This window comes from Microbispora rosea (assembly GCF_900156315.1).
GTDB lineage: Bacteria > Actinomycetota > Actinomycetes > Streptosporangiales > Streptosporangiaceae > Microbispora > Microbispora rosea.
The window spans coordinates 23,436-42,634 of the sequence record NZ_FTNI01000047.1 but is presented as its reverse complement, the minus strand read 5'-3'; the positions used below and the strand labels follow the sequence as shown (position 1 = coordinate 42,634).

Genomic DNA, 19,199 nt, shown 5'->3' with positions numbered 1-19,199 from the left:
GCCGGTGTGGCCGAGCCGATCCTGCTGGAGCTCGCAACCAAAGCGGGCGCGGCGGAGGTGGCCAAGGCCGGGCGTTATCTGCGGGCGGTGCTGGATCCTGATGGGGAGGACCGTGATGAGCGGGCCGAGTACGGGCGGCGGTTCCTGCGGGTGCGTCCCGGGCGGGGCGGCGGCCTGGAGGGGGAGTTCTCCCTGCCGCGTGAGGCGGCAGCCCGGCTACGGGCCCTGCTGGACGCCTACGCCAAACCGCGGGCGGAGGGCGATGACCGGCCGCTGAGCGTGCGTCAGGCCGATGCCCTCATCGCCCTGCTGGAGCAGAAGATCGCCACCGAACTCCTGGTCCTGGTCAACGCCGAATCCCTCCCCACCGACCCCACCACCGACCACCCCGAGGACACCAGCGGCTCTGCCGTGGGTGAGGCCGCCACCACCGAGCACCCCGCCGACCCTGACCACGCCGGAAGCACCGACGGCCCCAGCGAGGCCGACGACACCGTCCCCGGCGCGACGGGCGACCCCGGTCACGCGGGCGGCACCGACGACCCGGACGAGCCGGACGACCTCGACACTGGCGAGGACGAGGCAGATGCCGGTGCGGGGAGCGACGCCGGTGCCGGAAGCGCCGACCGCGCTTCCGCCGGTCCCCGCGATGAGGAGTCTCGCCAGCCAGGGCCCGACGAGCGCGGGGCGGGTGAGCACGGAACCTCCGAGCGTGGGACCGGTAGGCGCGCACCCTGTAAGCGCGGGACTGGTGAGCACCGGGCCGGTGAGTGCGAGCCGAGCGACGCCGCGAACTCCGCCTCTGCCGAGGGCGACGACCGCGGCCGTGCCGGGACACAGACTGGGGCAACGCACGCCAGGCGGCGCGGGTCAGCATGGCCTGCTGACGGTGGCGGGCCTTTGCACGCAGCGCCTTCGAACAGAACACCCTCGAACACAGCACCCCCGGGCACAGCGCCTTCGGATGCAGAGCGGCCCGATCCTCCTCCCGAGGACGCCTTCTTGCATCACACCCACGCCGGGCCTCGGTCTGCGGGGGACTGCTGGCATGGGCAGGGCGCGTGCCGGTGCGGCGGCGCGGGGCGGTGTTCGTGTGCGACGCAGGCACCGGGAACAGCGGGAACGCCGGGGCAGGGAGCGTCACCGGGGACGGCGCCGGGGGCATTGTTCGGGACGGCGCCGGGGGCGTTGCTGGGGATGGCGTTGGGGACGGTGCCGGGGTTGTTGCTGGCGACCGGGCAGATGCTGCCCGTCACCAGCGTGCACCGCCTGGCCCGCACCAGCACCCTGGTGCGGCTGGTCATGGACGCCGAGGGGCAGGTGCTCGACATGGGCCGCAAGGTCCGCCTGGCCACCCCCGCCCAACGACGAGCGATCTTCGCCCGCTACGCCACCTGCTGGATCGACGGCTGCCCGCTCCCGGCGACCATGTGCCAGATCGACCACGCGGACAACTGGAGCACCGGCGGCCTCACCGACCTGAAGCTGCTGGGCCCGGCGTGCCAGTTCCACAACCGCGACCGCTACCAGCACCCCCACCGCTACACCCGCCGCCGAACCGGCACCGACCGCTGGACCTTCACCTACCACCGTCTCGGAGCCACACGGCTACGGGTTTAGGCGGGCAGTGCCCATGCCTGCTGTGCTGCGACACGGCCGGGAGGATGACTCGGAGCAAGTTGCTGTGATCGAATCGAGGGGAGGAGGCGGGCGATGTCACGGTTCACGGGGAAGTTCGCGGTGGTCACCGGTGCGGCGCGGGGTATCGGTGCGGCGATCGCACGCCGGCTGGCTGCCGAGGGCGCGGCGGTGGCCTGCGTGGACCTCACCGCGGACCGGTGCGTCTCGATCGTGGACGAGATCACCGTCACCGGGGGCAGAGCGGTCGCGTTCGGCTGCGACGTCTCTGACAGCGCTCAGGTAGAGGCGCTGGTGCCGGGGGTGATGGCCGAGTTCGGGCGGATCGACGTGCTCGTGAACAACGCCGGGCTGACCCGCGACAACCTGCTGTTCCGCATGTCGGAGGAAGACTGGGACAAGGTCGTCGACGTGAACCTCAAGAGCGTCTTCCTCGTGAGCCGGGCCGTCCAGAAGCACATGGTGGAGCAGCGGTCGGGAGCGATCGTCAACCTGTCGAGCAGGTCGGCGCTGGGAAACCGGGGCCAGGCCAACTACGCGGCGGCCAAGGCGGGCATCCAGGGGCTCACCGCGACCATGGCGATCGAGCTGGGCCCGTTCGGCGTGCGGGTGAACGCCGTCGCGCCGGGGTACGTCGCGACGCCGATGACCGAGGCGACGGCCGTCCGACTGGGGGCGACGCCGGAGGAACACCAGGCCGCGGTCGCGCAGGGGGTGCCGTTGCGGCGGGTCGGCCAGCCGACCGAGGTCGCGTCCGTGGTGGCGTTCTTCGCCTCCGACGACGCGTCGTACGTCACCGGCCAGACGCTCTACGTCAACGGTGGCCCTCGGTAAGGACGCGGCCGCGAGCATGAGGATCGGCGTCTTCCTGGTCGCGGCGGGCTTCCCGGGTATGGCGCCGGGGGACGTGCTGCGCGGCACGACGGAGGCGATCGAGGCCGCCGAACGGGCCGGGTTCGACGACGCCTGGATCGCCGAGCACCACTTCATGTCGTACGGCGTCTGCCCGTCGGCGGTGACGCTGGCGGCCGTGGCGCTGGGCCGGACCTCGCGGATCACGGTCGGGACGGCGGTCAGCGTGCTGTCCGCCCAGCATCCGGTCGCGTTGGCGGAGCAGGCGGCGATCCTCCACCACGTGTCGGACGGGAGGTTCCGGCTCGGTGTGGGGCGTGGTGGGCCGTGGCTGGAACTGGAGGTCTTCGGGACCGGTACGGCGAGGTTCGAGCGGGGTTTCCCGGAATCGCTCGATCTGCTGTGCACGGCACTGAACGGCGGCCCGGTGGCGGCGGAGGGCGAGTTCTTCCGGTTCAGGGAGGTCTCGATGGTCCCGCAGGCCCGGATGACGCCGGTCGTCGCCTGCACGTCGGACGGCACGGTCCGGCTCGCCGCGGAACGGGGACTGCCCATGCTCCTCGGCATGCATGTCGGCGACGACGAGAAGACGGAGACGATCGCCGCCTACGAGTCGTACGCGACAGGCCTGGCGGCGATCGTCGGCGCGGCGCACATCGGGGCCGCGCTCGGCTACGTGGCGGACACCACCGAGCAGGCCGTACGGGAGATGCGGGAGTCGCTGCCGCGCTGGCTCGGGCCGGGGCTGGCCGGGTATGTGCCCGTGGACGGCCGGCCGCCGCCGCGACGGGACATCGCGGAGTACGTGGACCTGCTGTGCCGGATCCACCCGGTGGGCTCGGCGGAGCACTGCGTGGAAAAAATCATGACCACGGCGGCGCGGACCGGGCTGCGGCATCTCATCCTGATGGTCGAGGGCGCCGGAGACCGTGCGCGGACGCTGGAGAACATCGCACGCCTCGGCGCGGAGGTGCTTCCGGCCGTGCGAGCGCTGAGACCGGGGGCGGCGTGAAACGGATCGCCGCCCCCAGCCCGATAAGACAGCCCGATCGAACCGGCAGGATCAGCAGTCGACCAGTTCGGGGCTCTGGTTCAGGATCTGCGCGCGGGGAGTGACGAACTCCCGGTACGCCTCGGTGGCATCGGGGCGGAACACCGCGACGCGGTGGCAGTTCTGGAAGGCCAGCCGTACGCCGAAGTGCCTTTCGAGGGCGCCGCGCATCGCGTCGCTGGCCAGGCAGCGCAGCAACTGACCGCGAGCGGTCTCGTCGGGCGGCGGCACCTGGTTGTCGGCGAAGTCGGCGCCGGACCGGTCCCGCCGCTCGACCAGTGTGGTGATCGTCGCCCAGGCGTACGGCAGCGAGTCGCGGACACAGGCGACGAAGGCCGCGTCGTCCACCTCACCGGTACGGGCCTGGTCGAGCAGGTCGTTGGACACGGACAGCGACATGAGCTGTTCTCCTCTCGGCGTCTGCTCAGAGAGCGGGGACGCAGTTGACGGTAGATCGAACACCGTGGTCCTCCATCTGGCGCGGAGGCGACACGTTCATGAGGCGGCGACGGCGGGGCCGTACACGAAACCGGGGTCGATCTGCGCGACCAGGTCCTCTCCTGTCGCCCGGTTGGCCCACGCATGGGCGTTCCTGATGTGGAACTCCGCGGCCTGCCTGCCGAACTTCGGCCAGTCCTTGGGCTGCCCGTCGAGGCGGTCGAGCATGGTGGCGAGCGCGTGGTGGGCGGCGGGCTCCAGGTCGTCGAGCGCGAAGGGCCGGCCCTGCTCCATGCCGCGGATGGCGGGGGAGTGGCCGAACCAGGTCAGCAGGTCGTCGCCGACGTGCTCGCGGAGGAAGTCGACGTCTTCCGGCGAGTGGACTTTGTTGCCCAGGACGGCGATCGCGACGTCGAACCCGGCGGCGTGGTCGCGGTACTGCCGGTAGACGCTCACCCCCTGACGGGTCGGCTCGGCCACCAGGAAGGTGAGGTCGAAACGGGTGAACAACCCGGAGGCGAAGGAGTCGGCCCCCGCGGTCATGTCCACCACGACGTACTCGCCGGGGCCGTCGACCAGGTGGTTGAGGTAGAGCTCCACCGCGCCCAGCTTCGAGTGGTAGCAGGCGACGCCGAGGTCGTCCTCCTCGAACGGGCCGGTGACCATGAGCGAGACGCCCTCGACGGAGCAGGAGGGGAAGAACGGGTCTCCGAGGCGGACCAGCCGCGATCCGCGCCCCGGCGGGGTCGTCTTGACCATGGACGCCGCGTCGCGGATCAAAGGATTGTCGCCGCGCAGGTAGTCCTTGATCTCGGTCAGCATCCCGCCCAGTGGCGGCGGGTGCTCAGCCGGGTCCACCCCCAGGACCAGGCCGAGGTGCTGGTTGATGTCGGCGTCGATCGCGACGACCGGCCCTCTCCGCGTCGCGTACCTCACGAACAGCGACGACAGCGTGGTCTTGCCGCTGCCGCCCTTGCCGACGAACGCCACTCGCATCACGGCCCCCGATCAGGAATGAAAACCGTTGTCACTTTCACTGTGCGTAATCATGACACAGCAGAGGAGCGCGCGGGTGGATTTCAGGCCGCGGAAGGCGTCGGGACGGCCGACGGAGGCTGGAAGAGCGCGAGCACCTTGACGAGCGTGGGCCGCAGGGCGTCCCAGCCGGCGGCGGGGGTGGTCCAGGTGAGCACGCTCGTCGTCGTGTCCGTGGAGATCACCCGGCGGTACTGGTGATACTTCACTCCCCTGGCCAGGTGGTCCCGTGGCGAGGCCTTGCGCGGGGTCCAGGTGAACTCCCAGTCGGCGGACGCGCCGTGCTCGCCGGTCACGGTCCGGAGGCGCAGTTTGCGATAAGTCCCGGCGTCCGGGCGGAGAATCTCCTCCGCCTCGCCGAGCGCCGCCAGGGGATCGGTGCCGCGCTGCGCGGTCACCTCGACCGTGAACACCGCCTCGCCGTCGTGCGAGCGCCACGAGGTCGAGTACGGCCCGTCCTCGCGTGTCCAGCCGCGGGGCACACCGGCCCGCCAGCCGGCGTCGGACGTGTGCCACTTCAGCTTCAGCCGCCGCGCGGGCGGCCCGGACGCCGATGCCGATGCCGAGACCGAGACCGACGGGGTGCCCGACGGGGAGACCGGGGCCGATGCCCCGCGAGAGGCGGCCGCCTGGGCCCGGTTGTCCTCGCCGGGACGCAGCCCCGCCCACCCCCCGACAGCCCAGCCCCCGACCGCCCAGCCTCCCACCGCGCAGGCGACGAGCACGGCCGCCGCGATTCCGGTGATGCGACGAGCACGGCCGGGGCGGTGGCGTACGGGCCGAGATGGGGCGGGCGGTTCGATCTCGGCGAGCAGACGGTCGGCGGTCTCCGCGTCGATCCGCCGCCTGGGCTCCCGGGCCAGCAGCCCGGCGAGCACCGCGCGCAGTTCGCCGGGCACCTCCTCCGACGGCCCCTGAACCGCGGGCGGTCTGCCGGTGGCGGCGGTGTGGAGGGTGGCGCCCAGCGACCACAGGTCGGCGGCGACCGTGCGCGGCCCGCCGCCGGCCCGTTCCGGGGCGAGGTAGGTCTCGGCGCCACGATCGGTGAGAGAGCCGGCGGGTCCGGGAATCGACACGCCGAAATCGGCGAGCACCACCCGTCCGTCGTGCGCGAGGAGCACGTTGGCGGGCCGGACGTCGCCGTGCCGTACGCCGGCGGCGTGGGCGTGCGTGAGCGCGGACAGCACCGTGCGGGCGATCCGCGCGGCCTCGGCCGGGGGCAGCGGTCCGTCGCCGGAGACCACCCCGTCGAGCGAGCGCGAGGGGACCAGCTCCGTCACGACGTAGAGGGCGCCGTCCTCGTCGACGACGTCGTAGACGGCGGCGATGTGGGGGTGGCGCAGCCGCTCGGCCTGGCGGGCGTCACGGGAGATCCGCTGGACGAGCCGTAACCGCGCGGTCTCGCTCAGGTTCGGGGGCAGCAGGACCTCGCGGATCGCGACGGGCCGGTCGAGCAGCGTGTCGCGGCCCTCCCACATCAGCCCGGAGCGGCCGTGGCCGAGGGCGCGGACCAGCCGGTATCGCCCGACGATGAGCTGCCCAGCAGTACCCATCCCGCCTGCCTCTACGCCCCGGCACGTTCCACCTGAATGTGGAGTCTTCCATAACTATCGGGATCAGAGGGGTGGAAGTGAACCGGTAGCGATGTGGGCGAGCGTGACCTCGGTGAGCGTCGCATGCTCGTGGTCGCGCAGCGCCGTCCAGACGTCGCCGAGGGGCTCCGCGACCCCGTGGAAGCCCTCGTTGTCCGGGGGCGTCCCCTCCATGATGAGGACGACGTCGGCGAGCGTGATCTGCTCGGCGGGCCGGGCCAGCCAGTAGCCGCCGTCGGGCCCGCGCTGGCTGTGGATGAGGCCGGCCCGCCGCATCTGCAGCAGGATGTTGTCGAGAAACCGCCGGGGAATGCGCTGGGCGGCCGCGATCCGCTCGGCCGGGACCGGTCCCGGCGCCGCCGCGGCCAGTTCGGCGGCGGCGCGCAGGGCGTACTGGGTCCGTACGGATAGCCGCATGTCTCACACAGCGTCCATAACAGCGTCCGTCGCTGTGTCCGTCACAGCGCGAGCACCAGGGATCGGGCGCCCGGCGCGGGCCGGACGTGCACGGTGTCGCCCGGCCCGAGACCGAGCCGGTCGGCCTGCTCCCGCGTCACCTGGACCCAGGCCTCCTGCCCGCCGATCTCCACCTCCACGCGCACCTCGAAGCCGAGCCGTACGACGCGGGAGACCACGGCGGGCGAGGCGCCTTCGACGGGGCCCGGGCTGATCTCGATGTCGTGCGGGCGGACCAGGCTGCCGCCGATCTCGGTGACCGGGCCCAGGAAGCGCATCACGAACGGGTTGGCCGGGTTGTCGTACACCTCGCCGGGGCTGCCGGTCTGCACGACCTCGCCCCCGGCCAGCACCACGATCGTGTCGGCGACCTCGATGGCCTCCTCCTGGTCGTGGGTGACGAACACCGTGGTCACGTGGACCTCGTCGTGCAGCCGCCGCAGCCACGTCCGCAGTTCCTTGCGCACCTGCGCGTCGAGGGCGCCGAACGGTTCGTCCAGCAGCAGCACCTGGGGCTCCACCGCGAGGGCCCGGGCCAGGGCCATGCGCTGGCGCTGGCCGCCCGACAGCTGGGACGGGTAGCGGTCGGCCAGTTTCTCCAGGTGGACCAGCTCCAGCAGCTCCATGACGCGTTTGCGGATCTCGTCCTTGGGCCGCTTGCGGATCTCCAGTCCGAAGGCCACGTTGCGGAAGACCGAGAGGTGCTTGAAGGCGGCGTAGTGCTGGAACACGAAGCCGACGCCCCGCCGTTGCGGGGACAGCCGGGTGGCGTCGACGCCGGAGATCCGCACCGTGCCGGTGTCGGGCCGCTCCAGGCCGGCGATCACCCGCAGCAGCGTCGACTTCCCCCCGCCGCTCGGGCCGAGCAGGGCGGTGAGCGACCCCGCGGCGACGTCCAGCGACACGTCGTGCAGGACGGGCGTCGTCCCGAACGACTTGTTCACGTCGCGTACCTCAATTGCCATCGATGCGATCCTTCGGGCGCAGGAGCTTGGTGAGCAGCAGGGTGACCACGGCGATCAGGGCGAGGGCCGTGGCGGCGGCGAACGCGGCCGGCTGGTCGAAGTTCTGGAACCGCTCCTCCACGAACAGCGTCAGCGTCTGGGTCTGGTCCACGAGGCGGCCGGATACCACCGCGACCGCGCCGTACTCGCCGAGCGAACGGGCCAGGCAGAGCACGATGCCGTAGCCGAGGGCCCAGCGGATGCCGGGGAGCGTGATGCGGAGGAACGTCTGGAGGCGGCTCGCCCCCAGCGTGTGCGCCGCCTGCTCCTGCTCGTCGCCGAGCTCCTCCAGGACCGGAACGACGGCCCGTACGACGAGCGGCAGCGCCACGAACACGGTGGCCAGCACCATGCCGGGAGTGGAGAAGATCACCTGGATTCCCCAGCTCTCCAGCAGGCCGCCGAAGGGGGAGAACCGGCCGTACACGAGGATGAGCGCGAGCCCGACGACGACCGGCGAGACGGCCATCGGCAGGTCGATGAACGCCCCCAGCAGCCGCTTTCCGGGGAACTCGTGCCGGACGAGCAGGAGCGCGGTGCCGACCCCGAAGACCGTGTTGGCCACGACCGCCCAGCCGGCGACCGTCAGCGTGACTTTGAAGGCGTGCAGGGCCGACGGGGAGGTCAGGGCCTCGGCGAACGGCGCCAGCCCGTCGCCGAAGGTCCGCCAGATGATCAGCATCACGGGCAGGACCAGCAGGAACAGGACGTAGGCGACGGCGACCAGGCGCAGGACGTGCTTAGCCACGGCGGCTCCCCCAGCGCTGCAGGACGTCGAGCGAGATCAGCGCGACCAGGGCCACCACGAGCAGGACCGTCGAGATCGCCGCCGCGCCGGTGGTGTTGTCGCCCTCGATCTGGCTGAAGATGTTCACCGCCGCGACCTGTGTCTTGAACGGCAGGTTGCCCGAGATGAGCACGGTCGAGCCGAACTCGGCGATCGCCCGGGTGAAGGCGAGGGCGGTGCCGGACAGCATCGCGGGGATCAGGTTCGGCAGGATGACCCGGCGGAAGATCTGGAACGGGCCCGCGCCGAGGGAGGCCGCCGCCTGCTCCATCTCCGCGTCGAGCTCCAGCAGGACCGGCTGCACCGTGCGGACGACGAACGGCAGTGTGACGAACAGCAGCGCCAGCACGACTCCGGCCCTGCTGTAGGCCAGGTTGATCCCGAGCGGGGACTGCGGGCCGTACAGCGCGAGCAGGACGAGGCCGGCGACGATGGTCGGCAGCGCGAACGGCAGGTCGATGATCGTGTCGAGCACCGCCCGGCCGGGGAAGCGGTCGCGGACCAGCACCCAGGCGATCGCCGTGCCCATGACCAGGTTGATCAGGGCGACGAGCGCGGAGGCGCCGATGGTCAGCGTGAGCGCCGCCCAGGCGTCGGGGGTGGTGACCGAGCGCCAGAAGTACCCCGGCCCCTCGTCGGCCGAGCGCCAGACGACGGCGGCCAGCGGGATCAGCACGATCAGGCTCAGGTACAGGACGGCGACGCCGAGGCCGGCGGCGGTGCCGCCGGCCAGGCGCCGGGCCGGACGTACGGTGATCGCGGTCATCTTCGCGTCACTTCTCGCGTCACTTCTCGGTGGCCACGCCGAGCTTGCGCTCGATCTCCGCGACCTTGCCGGCCTTGGGGTCGAAGAACTCGGTCGTGATCTTGTCCCAGCCGCCGAGGTCCTGGATCGTGAACAGCTGCGGCGGGGTCTGCCAGTCGAAGCCGGTGACACCGTCGATCACCGGGCGGTAGCCGTTCTTCGCGAAGATCGTCTGGGCTTCGGTGGAGTAGAGGTACGTGAGGAAGGCCTGGGCCTCCTTGGGGTGGGCGCTGGTCTTCGTCACGGCCACGGGGTTCTCGATGAGGAGCGTCGCGTCCGGAATGGTGTACTCCAGCTCCTGGCCGTTCTGCTGGGCGAAGATGGCCTCGTTCTCGTACGTGAGGAGCGCGTCGCCCTTGCCGCCGGCGAAGGTCTGCAGCGCCTTGCGGCCGCTGTCGTCCTGGACCGGCACGTTCTTGAGGAGCGCGTCGAGGTAGGTGAGCCCGGCCGCCTGGTCGGCGCCCTTGTTCGACTTGGCGCCGTAGCCCGCGAGGAGGTTCCAGCGGGCGGCGCCGGAGGTGAAGGGGTTCGGGGTGAGCACCTCGATCCCCGGCTTGACGAGGTCGTCCCAGGTCTTGATGCCCTTCGGGTTGCCCTTGCGGGTGCCGATGACGACGACGGACTTGGTGAGCATCCCCTTGGTGGGGCCCGAGTTCCAGTCCTCGGCCACGATGCCGGCCTTCACCAGCCGGGTGATGTCGGTCTCCAGGGAGAACTCGACGATGTCCGCCTTGAGGCCGTTCGCCACGGCGCGGCTCTGGTCGCCGGACGCGCCGTACGACTGGGTGAAGGTGACGTTCTTGCCCTCGGGCGTCTTCTGGAAGGCCTTGATGACGTCCTCGAACGCCGCCTGGGGGGTCGAGTAGGCGACCAGCGCCAACTGCACCTTGCCTCCGCCGTCGCCCCCGCCGGCGTTGTCTCCCCCGCAGGCGGTGACCAGGGTGGTCGTCGCCACGACGGCGGCTGCGATGGCCCCGAGCCTGCGCACTGTCATGCCTGTTCCTCTATTCCGGAGATTCCTACCAAGTCAGTCGGATTAGTCGATATTAAAGACCGTTCCAGGATTCCCGTCAAGCCCGATGGGTTTCCTGGGTTTGTGGCGTACGTGACAAATCTGCTTCCAGTGATTGTTGTGAAATTTCCAGACAAGACGTGTCGACCAGTGCTAGGAACGTTCGCTATTGGGACATGACCCAAAAGCTCTCTGAGGAAGGACCTTCATGCGCGACCCGGTCACCGAGGACGCCTACGAGCAGGACGGCTCCTACCTCCGGCCGTACATCACGGGCGAAGGCCAGTACGGCGGGGAGGGAGACCGGTTCTGGTCCGAGGAGCAGGACGAGCACGCTCTCGCCGGCGCGCCGGGCGAGCAGGGCGACGTGTTGTCAGAGGACTGGCAGCCGGACCATCCGGCGCAGACCCCCGCCGACCACGCCGACCAGGACGACTACGCCGCCGGACGCACCCCACGGTTCCGGTCCGAGGGACCGGTGGGCGACGAGGAGATGATGCGCGACGGGGAACTGATGCGCGACGGGGAGATGATGCGCGACGGGGACACCGATCCGCGCGGTTTCCTCGGCTCCGGCTGGCGCAGCGCCCCGGACTTGGACGAGGACGACGACGAGCGTTCGGGGCGCGGCGGGATGCTGCTGCGCACCGGGCTGATCGCCGTCGGCGTCCTGGGCGCGATCTGGGCGCTGGCGCTGTGGGTCGGGCAGCCCGACGGGGCGGAGTGCGAGGGCGGGGCGAACTGCACCGCCAAGGCGGGGACGGCCGCCACGGCGCCGGTCTCGCCGGCGCCCGACGGCGACGCCACGGGCGGGGAGTCCGACGCGCTGCCCACCGACGAGCCCACTGACGAGCCCGTCGACGAACCCACCGCGACGGCGCCGACCGACGCTCCCACGGCACAGCCCGCACGCACCCGGCCGGGAACGTCCGGGACCTCGGCGCCTACCGCGTCGTCCGCGCCCACGCGCAACTCGTCCCGGTCGCACGCGCAGGACACCGGCTCCCAGGGCGACGACGCCCAGCGCCCGTCGCGGTCCCGGGTGTCGGTCGACACGAACGAGCGGTCGTCCGCCGGCGAGCGGTCGGGCGGGCAGACCTCGGGAACGAACACCGGTGGGTCCGGGGACCAGGCGGCCACGGCCCCCACCGCCGATCCGGCCACCGAGCAGCCGACCAGCGCGCCCGCCCCCACGCAGGAGTCGTCGGGCCGGGGCGGCGGTCTGTTCGGCTGGCTCTTCGGCTAGCGGCCAGCGGCTCAGGAGGCCGTGCAGCTGTCCTGAGTGGCGTCGAAGCCCTCCACGTCGTCGAGCGTCTTGGGGGGCTTCATCCCCTGCCAGTCGGCCCCGATCCCCAGGATGAGGGTCTGCGTGGTTCCCGTGCGCACCAGGTGGGACCGCGACTTCTTGAGTTCGCGGAACAGCCTGGACGCACGGCTCTCGCCGTTCCCCGAGTACGCGACGACGGTCTTGGCGTACGGCCTGGGCGCCTGCTCGACCTTGACGATGTGGTAGCCGCGCTGCTCCAGCTCCGCGGCCACCTGGGTGCCGAGTCCCTGCTGCCCGCTGCCGTTGCGGACCACGATGTGGATCTGCGACTTGGGGATCTTCTGCTCGCCGCTCTTGACGTTCTTGGCGATCTGGTCGGCGGCGACCATCTTGAACAGCCGCTGGGCCTGCGGCTCCACCCACTCCACCCGGCCGGGGTTGGTGATCGAGTAGCGCCAGGGGGTGGTGACGAAGCGGATCTGCCCCGCGGTCAGGCCCTCCGCGCTCGTCGCGAGGTCCTTCATCACGCCGATCGTGAGGTCGGGGTCGGTGGTGATCGACTTGGTCGCCGCGTCGAGGAACCCGAACAGCGTCGCGGGGTTGGTCAGCGTCTCGCCGCTCATGGCCTTCTTGGCCATCGAGGCGAGGAACATCTGCTGGCGCTGGATCCGTCCGATGTCGGAGCCGTCGCCGAGCGAGTAGCGGGCGCGGACGTACCCCAGTGCCTGCTCGCCCTTGAGGGTCTGCCTGCCCGCGGGCAGGTCGAGCAGCGCCTTCTTGTCGTGGACGGCCTGCGGCAGGCAGACCTGCACGCCGCCCAGCGCGTTCACCATCGTCTTGAAGCCGGTGAAGTCCACCTTCACGAAGTGGTCGATGTGGATGTCGGTGAGGCCCTCGATCGTCTTCCAGGTGCAGGCGATGCCGCCGGAGTTGAACGACTCGTTGATCATCCCGACGTGCGGGCGCTGACCCGGCAGGTTGCCCCTGGCCGGGCAGGCGGGGAGGCGGACGAGTGAGTCGCGTGGGAAGCTGATCAGCACCGCGCCGTCCCGGTTCGGGGAGATGTGCGCCACGATGATCGTGTCGGTGCGCTCGCCGGGGAACTTGCCGTATTTGGCGTTGGCGCCGTTGCGCTGGTCCGAGCCGACGATCAGCACGTTGAGCGCCTTGCTGATCTTCTGCGGGCGTGCCTCGCCCCCGAGATCCTTCTGGGTCACCGTCTCGTGCTTGACGTTGCCGCTCAGCTTGACGTACCCGCCGACGGCGAAGGTGGCGGCACCGGTGAGCACGCCCAGCGCTCCCGACAGCGTGACCCATAGCCACGGCCGCCATTTGGGCGGCGTCCGTTGCGGCGGCGCCGGGAGGTCCTCCACCGGGGGGGCGGGACGGACGTCGACGTGACCCACTGTCGTGCTCCTGAGGGTCGGACCAGGTGTTTCTCACCAGGTCGAGAGCCAGTAGCGGCAAACGGGGCCAAGTGTAGCGATCTCTCCTGAACGTCACCTTTCAAACCCGATAACCGTCCTGTAAGCGTTGACCAGAGCCGTCCGCGGGTTCGCGCTCCCCACGCAGGTCTGACCTCCCTTGACAGTCGCTTGAGGGTCGGCGATCCTGATGGCGGCGTCGATCCAACGCCCAACCTCCCTCGGCCCTCCCCGGCAGGGCCGCCCGGCGGAGGCAAAGGGGATCCCTTTCCTCGGATCGCTGGTCATCCGCCCGCCACGGGCTCTTCGCCGGGGGTGGGGCCTCCGTGGTCGTCGAGGGCCTGATGACAGCGAACAAGCACTTCAAACGGCGTGTCCGCGAGCGCGCCCGCCGCACCGGCGAGTCCTACACGGCTGCTCTCAGGCACCTGCGACGCGTCGACGCCGAGGAGCATCGCGTGCAGTGGAAGCGCATCGAGCGGCCGGACTTCGCCTACGCCGTCCACGTCCCGCAGGGCTGGCACGAGCGGCCGCCGAACACGAAGAACAGTCCTTGGGAGACCGCCAGATATGGAGATCACTCCGATCGCCGGCACGGCGCCATCGTCTTCCGCCAGCCCGTCAGGCCCGGCCGCACTTCGGCCGAGATGGCGGAGATCGCGCGAAGCTCACTGGAGAGCCTGGGCTTCGCGGACATCGAGATCGTCCCCGCCCGGCTCGGCGAACGCGACGGTGCGCTGCTGAGCGGCGTGAAGCGCGACGCCGGCCGAGCCCTGTCCATCCGCGAATACATGGCCATGGACGGTGACGTCGGCTTCTGCCTGGGCTGCTGGTCGACCGTGCCGGAGGAGGACCTGCCCCTGTTCGAGGCCATGGCCGGGCGCTTCGAGATTCTCGTGGATGTTTAGGGACGACGCTGGAGACTAGGCGGGCGGCGCCGTGCTGCCGCGGGTGGTCAGGCGCGGGGCCTCGTCCTCCAGCGGCCTGGTCTCCGCGCCGTCGATCAGCGCGAGCAGCCGCTGGGCCGCGTGCGCGCCGTACGCCGGGATGTCGCGGGTGAGCACGGTCAGCGGCGGTCGGACGACCTGGCAGAGCGGGGAGTCGTCCCAGGCGACGACGGACAGGCCGGCCGGTACGTCGAGCCGCATCTCCTGCGCGACCGACAGGCCGGCCACGGCCATGATGTCGTTGTCGAAGACGATCGCCGTGGGCCGCTCGGATGAGCTGAGCAGCCGCCGCGTGGCCCGCGCGCCCTCCTCGCCCGTGTAGTCGGTGTGCACGATCGGGCAGGCGTCCAGCCCGAGGCCCGCGCAGACCTCGTCGAACGCCCGGTCGCGGATCGCCGTGTGCGACAGCCGGGGCAGCCCGGCGACGCGGGCGATCCGCCGGTGCCCGAGCGCGACGAGATACTCCACCGTCTCGCGTACGGCCGCGCGGTCGTCGGCCCAGACCGGCACGAGCGATCCGGCGGCCGAGGGGTGCCCGAGGACGACGACGGGCATGCCCATCTCCTCCACCTGCGGCACGCGGGGGTCGTCGAGGTGGAGGTCGACGAGGATCGCGCCGTCCACCCGGCCCTCTCCCCACCAGCGGCGGTAGACGCCCATCTCGGCCTCGTGGTCGCCGACCACCTGGAGCAGCAGCGCGTAGGAGCGGGAGGACAGCTCCGCCTCGATGCCGCTGATCAGCTCCATGAAGAACGGCTCGACGCCGAGGAACCGGGCGGGCCGGCACAGGGCGAGGCCCACGGCGTGCGCCCGGGCGCCGTTGAGCGCCCTGGCCGCGATGTTCGGGCGCCAGCCGATCTCGTTCGCGATGGCCAGGATGCGGGCCCTGGTGGCTTCCGACACTCCTGGCTGGCCGTTCAGGGCGTACGAGACCGCGCCCTTGGAGACCCCCGCCTGCCGTGCGATGTCCGCGATGGTCGGTCTTCTCACGTGTCCCCTCGACTGAACCGGTCCAGTGGCCCTCACCTTACTACCGTTACTTTGCCTCCATCTTCTTCCTATTGACACCAGATACATGCTGATTTTACGGTCTCGGTACTTATCCGGTTCAGCAATTGCGAGCCGAACATCATCGGGGCCTGGCGGTAGTGCGGACCCCGCGCGGTGTCGCGTGGGGGAAGGAGAGTCACCATGCGAAACCGAACGCGGTTTCTTATACCGGTGCTGGCGGCCGGCCTGTTGAGCGCGGCATGTTCGGGAGGCGGTGGGTCGTCCACGCCGACGGGCCCGGCGGGAGACGGCGCGGCGGGAGGCGGCGCTGCCGCGCCCGCGGGCGGCAGCGGCGGGGCCTTCCCCCGCAACGAGACCCTCTACACCAGCGGCACCCAGTGGGGACCGCCCGCGAACTGGAATCCGCTGCGCGAATGGGATTTCGCCACCGGCACCAAGGGCCTGGTCTACGAGACGCTTTTCATGTACGACCCGAACACCGACAAGTTCACGCCCTGGCTGGCCGAGAGCGGCGACTGGACCGGAGAGCTGGAATACACGCTCAAGCTGCGCAAGGGCATCACCTGGTCGGACGGCAAGCCGTTCACGGCCGACGACGTCATCTTCACGTTCGAGCTCGGCAAGATGGAGACCGTCCCCTACCACCCGCTCTGGGACTGGATGAAGAGCGCCGAGAAGGTCGACGACTACACGATCAAGTTCACCTTCGCCACGGCCAACTACCAGGAGTGGGCCAACCACCTCTACAGCCGGGCCATCGTCCCCAAGCATCTGTGGGAGGGGCGGTCCGAGGACGAGGTGATGAACGGGGTCAACGAGAAGCCCGTCGGCACCGGCCCGTACGCCTACCAGTCGCACGACCAGGACCGCATGGTCTGGGTCAAGCGCGACGGCTGGTGGGCGACGAAGGCGCTGAACAAGGACGTGAAGCCCAAGTACATCGTCGACATCGTCAACTCCAGCAACGAGGTCGCGATGGGCCTGCTGCTGCAGAAGGGCCTCGACCTCAGCAACAACTTCCTGCCGGGCATCGCGAACCTGGTCAAGGGCAGCTTCGGCATCAAGACCTACTACGACCAGCCGCCGTACATGCTGCCGGCGAACACCACCTGGATGTGGTTCAATACGGCGAAGAAGCCGATGGACGACAAGGAGTTCCGCAAGGCGGTCGCCTACGCCATCGACACCAAGAAGATCGTCGAGGGCGTCTACGGCAACCTGGTCAAGGCGTCCGACCCGTCCGGCCTGCTGCCGCAGTGGGACAAGTACGTCGACAAGAACGTCACCTCGGCGCTCGGCTTCTCCTACAACCCGGACAAGGCCAAGCAGCTGCTCGCCGACGCTGGCTACAAGGACCGCAACGGCGACGGGCTGGTGGAGTCGCCGAGCGGCGCCAAGATCTCGCTGAAGCTGATCGTGCCCGCGGGGTGGACCGACTGGATGGAGGCGGCCCGGGTCATCAGCTCCAGCGCCAAGGCCGCCGGCATCGACATCGAGGCCGACTTCCCCGACTACAACGCGCTCGTCGACGTGCGCAACCAGGGCAAGTTCGACCTCGTCCTCAACAACGACAAGCAGCTCGCGAACACGCCCTGGCTGTACTACGACTACCTGTTCCGGCTGCCGGTGCAGAAGCTGCAGAGCACGACGAACTTCGGCCGGTACGAGAACAAGCGGGCGTGGGAGCTCACGCAGCAGCTCGACCAGGTCAAGCCCGAGGACGTCGAGGGCATGAAGAAGATCACCTCGGAGCTGCAGAAGATCCAGCTCGGGGACATGCCGGTCGTCCCGCTCTGGTACAACGGCCTGTGGTCGCAGACCACCGACTCGACCTGGAAGAACTGGCCCACCAGCGCGGCGGACGCGCCGAAGTACCCGCCGACGGTGTGGCGCAACTGGCTGGAGATGGGCGGCACGCTCATGCTCACCGAGCTCCAGCCGGCCTCCGGAGGCTGATCTTCTCGCGCCCCCCTTCCACCCTGCGTACGGGAGGGGGGCGCCGTTCCGCGACCGGGAGGTCGAATTGCGCCGCTATTTCGGCAGAAAACTTCTCATCTACGGCCTGACGTTCTTTGTGGCCGTGACCATCAACTGGATGATCCCGCGGTTCATGCCGGGCGACCCCGTGCAGAGCATGCTCTCGCGGGCCAACGTCGCACAGCCGGCGGCCGTCGAGGCCATGCGGGCGCACTACACCGCGATGTTCGGCTTCGACCTGCCGCTGTGGCAGCAGTACCTCAACTTCTGGGGCGCGCTGCTGAGGGGCGACCTCGGCATCAGCATCTGGCTGTTCCCCACGCCGGTGTCCGACGTCATCATCCGGGCGGTCCCGTACACGCTGGGCCTGCTGATCCCGTCCATCCTGCTGAGCTGGTTCGCGGGCAACCGGTTCGGCGCGTTCGCCGCGCGGCGCAAGTGGCTCGACAACACCGTGCTTCCCGTCGGCTACGTGCTGACCGCCACCCCGTACATGTGGCTGGCGATCCTGCTGGCCTGGGCGCTCGGCATCGTCGCGGGCGTGTTCCCGGTCGCCGGGGCGTACGGCTTCGACCTGCAGCCGTCCCTGTCGTGGGGGTTCGTCGGCAGCCTCGCCGAGCACTGGTTCCTCCCGTTCGCCTCGCTGTTCCTGGTCGCGTTCGGCGGCTGGGCCATCGGCATGCGCAACATGATCATCTACGAGCTTGAGGCGGACTACGTCAACTACCTGCGGGCCCTCGGCGCTCCGGCGCGGCTGGTGCGGCGCTACGCCTTCAGGAACGCGATCCTGCCCCAGGTGACCGGCCTGGCCCTGCAACTCGGCGTGCTCGTGGCCGGCGCGCTGGTCACCGAAATCGTCTTCAGTTACCCCGGGCTGGGGCACCTGATCCTCCAGGCCATCCAGAACCAGGACTTCTTCCTGCTGCAGGGCACCTTCCTGTTCATCGTCATCGGTGTGCTGATCGCCAACTTCGTCATCGACGTCGCGTACGTCCTGGTGGACCCGCGCACCAGGACCGGGATGGGGGAAGCGGCGTGAGTAGCGCTGAGAGAAGCGGTGTGAGATACGAGGCGCTGCACTTCGCGCTGCGCAACCGCAAGCTGGTCGCCGGCACGGTCGTCATCCTCGTGTTCCTCGTGGCCGGCCTGGCAGGGCCGCTGATGTTCGACCACGGACCGAACGACTACGTCGGGCCGCCCATGGCCGCGCCGTCGGGGGAGTTCTGGTTCGGCACGACCACCTTCGGCCAGGACGTCTTCGCCCAGTTCCTGTACGGCCTGCGCGCCACGTTCCTCGTGGGCGTGCTCGGTGGCGTGCTGGCGGCGGCCGTCGGCATGGTCGTGGGGTTCGTCGCGGGCTACCGCGGCGGGTGGGTCGACGAACTGCTCACCATGCTCACCAACATCGTGCTCGTGCTGCCCGCGCTGGTCGTGCTGCTGATCGTCAACGCCTACCTGGGGGTGCGCAGCATCGGCGTGCAGGCGCTGTTCATCGGGCTGACCTCGTGGCCGTGGGCGGCGCGGGCGATCAGGGCGCAGACGTTCTCGCTGCGCTCGCGCGACTTCGTCGACCTCGCCCGGCTGAGCGGGGTGCGCACCCCGAGGATCATCCTCCGGGAGATCGCGCCCAACATGAGCTCGTACCTGTTCCTGACGTTCATCCTGCTGTTCGGCAGCGCGATCCTGATCGCCGCCTCGCTCGACTTCATCGGCCTCGGACCCACCGAGGGGGTCTCGCTCGGCCTGATGCTCAACAACGCCGCGCGGTGGAGCGCGCTGCAGCTCGGCCTGTGGTGGTGGTTCATCCCTCCGGGCGCCGGCATCACGGCGATCGTCGGCGCGCTCTACGTCATGAACGTCGGGCTGGACGAGGTGTTCAACCCGAAGCTGAGGGAGATGTGAC

18 protein-coding genes are annotated in these 19,199 nt (G+C 70.2%); 8 read left to right on the top strand and 10 right to left on the bottom strand.

The window, feature by feature from the left end; all coding sequences use genetic code 11:
• The 3 genes from BXA11_RS39070 to BXA11_RS39060 form a co-directional block, all read left to right on the top strand.
• The coding region (locus BXA11_RS39070; RefSeq protein WP_143734779.1) for an HNH endonuclease signature motif containing protein at positions 1–1,620 on the top strand (1,620 nt) is incomplete at its 5' end.
• 93 nt (positions 1,621–1,713) lie between these two features.
• Complete coding sequence (locus tag BXA11_RS39065) at positions 1,714–2,472, top strand: glucose 1-dehydrogenase (RefSeq protein WP_076442878.1); 759 nt, start codon at positions 1,714–1,716, stop codon at positions 2,470–2,472.
• Between the two features lie 16 nt (positions 2,473–2,488).
• Positions 2,489–3,502: an LLM class flavin-dependent oxidoreductase gene (locus BXA11_RS39060; protein ID WP_076442876.1), complete on the top strand. Its 1,014-nt coding sequence runs from the start codon at positions 2,489–2,491 to the stop codon at positions 3,500–3,502.
• Between the two features lie 51 nt (positions 3,503–3,553).
• On the opposite strand, the gene BXA11_RS39055 is transcribed toward BXA11_RS39060, so the two are convergent.
• The 8 genes from BXA11_RS39055 to BXA11_RS39020 form a co-directional block, all read right to left on the bottom strand.
• On the bottom strand, positions 3,554–3,940 hold the full coding sequence (locus BXA11_RS39055; protein ID WP_076442874.1) for an SCO5389 family protein: 387 nt from the start codon (positions 3,938–3,940) through the stop codon (positions 3,554–3,556).
• 96 nt (positions 3,941–4,036) lie between these two features.
• Complete coding sequence (locus tag BXA11_RS39050; RefSeq protein WP_076442888.1) at positions 4,037–4,975, bottom strand: ATP-binding protein; 939 nt, start codon at positions 4,973–4,975, stop codon at positions 4,037–4,039.
• 83 nt (positions 4,976–5,058) lie between these two features.
• Positions 5,059–6,567 (bottom strand): serine/threonine-protein kinase, encoded by a 1,509-nt coding sequence (locus BXA11_RS39045; RefSeq protein WP_076442872.1) that lies wholly within the window; start codon positions 6,565–6,567, stop codon positions 5,059–5,061.
• 63 nt (positions 6,568–6,630) lie between these two features.
• Positions 6,631–7,023, bottom strand: coding sequence for an RrF2 family transcriptional regulator (locus BXA11_RS39040; protein ID WP_036406946.1), 393 nt, complete (start codon positions 7,021–7,023; stop codon positions 6,631–6,633).
• A gap of 41 nt (positions 7,024–7,064) precedes the next feature.
• The gene (locus BXA11_RS39035; RefSeq protein WP_076442870.1) at positions 7,065–8,027 is read right to left on the bottom strand and encodes a sulfate/molybdate ABC transporter ATP-binding protein; all 963 of its coding nucleotides are present in this window, start codon (positions 8,025–8,027) and stop codon (positions 7,065–7,067) included.
• Positions 8,017–8,814: a sulfate ABC transporter permease subunit gene (locus tag BXA11_RS39030; RefSeq protein ID WP_076442868.1), complete on the bottom strand. Its 798-nt coding sequence runs from the start codon at positions 8,812–8,814 to the stop codon at positions 8,017–8,019. Before BXA11_RS39030 ends, BXA11_RS39035 begins: the two co-directional genes overlap by 11 nt.
• On the bottom strand, positions 8,807–9,619 hold the full coding sequence (gene cysT / locus BXA11_RS39025) for a sulfate ABC transporter permease subunit CysT (protein WP_076442866.1): 813 nt from the start codon (positions 9,617–9,619) through the stop codon (positions 8,807–8,809). The genes BXA11_RS39030 and cysT overlap by 8 nt, the downstream gene beginning before the upstream one ends.
• A 19-nt stretch (positions 9,620–9,638) precedes the next feature.
• Positions 9,639–10,652, bottom strand: a complete 1,014-nt coding sequence (locus BXA11_RS39020) for a sulfate ABC transporter substrate-binding protein (protein WP_076442864.1) — start codon at positions 10,650–10,652, stop codon at positions 9,639–9,641.
• Positions 10,653–10,878: 226 nt separating this feature from the next.
• Between BXA11_RS39020 and BXA11_RS39015 the strand changes: the two genes are divergently transcribed.
• Positions 10,879–11,916 carry a hypothetical protein gene (locus BXA11_RS39015; RefSeq protein ID WP_076442862.1) on the top strand — a complete coding sequence of 346 codons (1,038 nt, stop codon included), beginning with the start codon at positions 10,879–10,881 and terminating at the stop codon, positions 11,914–11,916.
• 11 nt (positions 11,917–11,927) lie between these two features.
• Here BXA11_RS39015 and BXA11_RS39010 read toward each other — a convergent pair whose 3' ends face one another.
• Positions 11,928–13,343: an LCP family protein gene (locus tag BXA11_RS39010; RefSeq protein WP_076442860.1), complete on the bottom strand. Its 1,416-nt coding sequence runs from the start codon at positions 13,341–13,343 to the stop codon at positions 11,928–11,930.
• 362 nt (positions 13,344–13,705) lie between these two features.
• Here BXA11_RS39010 and BXA11_RS39005 point away from each other — a divergent pair, with 362 nt between their 5' ends.
• Entirely contained in the window at positions 13,706–14,269 is a 564-nt protein-coding gene (locus BXA11_RS39005) for a hypothetical protein (protein ID WP_204054086.1), read from the top strand.
• Positions 14,270–14,284: 15 nt separating this feature from the next.
• Here the strand turns inward: BXA11_RS39005 and BXA11_RS39000 are convergent, their stop codons facing one another.
• A complete protein-coding gene (locus BXA11_RS39000) occupies positions 14,285–15,298 on the bottom strand; it encodes a LacI family DNA-binding transcriptional regulator (protein WP_076442858.1) in 1,014 nt (337 codons plus the stop codon).
• A 201-nt stretch (positions 15,299–15,499) separates the two neighbouring features.
• Between BXA11_RS39000 and BXA11_RS38995 the strand changes: the two genes are divergently transcribed.
• From BXA11_RS38995 to BXA11_RS38985, 3 genes are all read left to right on the top strand, one after another.
• A complete protein-coding gene (locus tag BXA11_RS38995; protein ID WP_030508698.1) occupies positions 15,500–17,275 on the top strand; it encodes an ABC transporter substrate-binding protein in 1,776 nt (591 codons plus the stop codon).
• A gap of 67 nt (positions 17,276–17,342) precedes the next feature.
• Entirely contained in the window at positions 17,343–18,335 is a 993-nt protein-coding gene (locus BXA11_RS38990) for an ABC transporter permease (RefSeq protein WP_076442856.1), read from the top strand.
• The gene (locus BXA11_RS38985; RefSeq protein ID WP_076442854.1) at positions 18,332–19,198 is read left to right on the top strand and encodes an ABC transporter permease; all 867 of its coding nucleotides are present in this window, start codon (positions 18,332–18,334) and stop codon (positions 19,196–19,198) included. Before BXA11_RS38990 ends, BXA11_RS38985 begins: the two co-directional genes overlap by 4 nt.
• Position 19,199 lies beyond the last annotated feature (1 nt).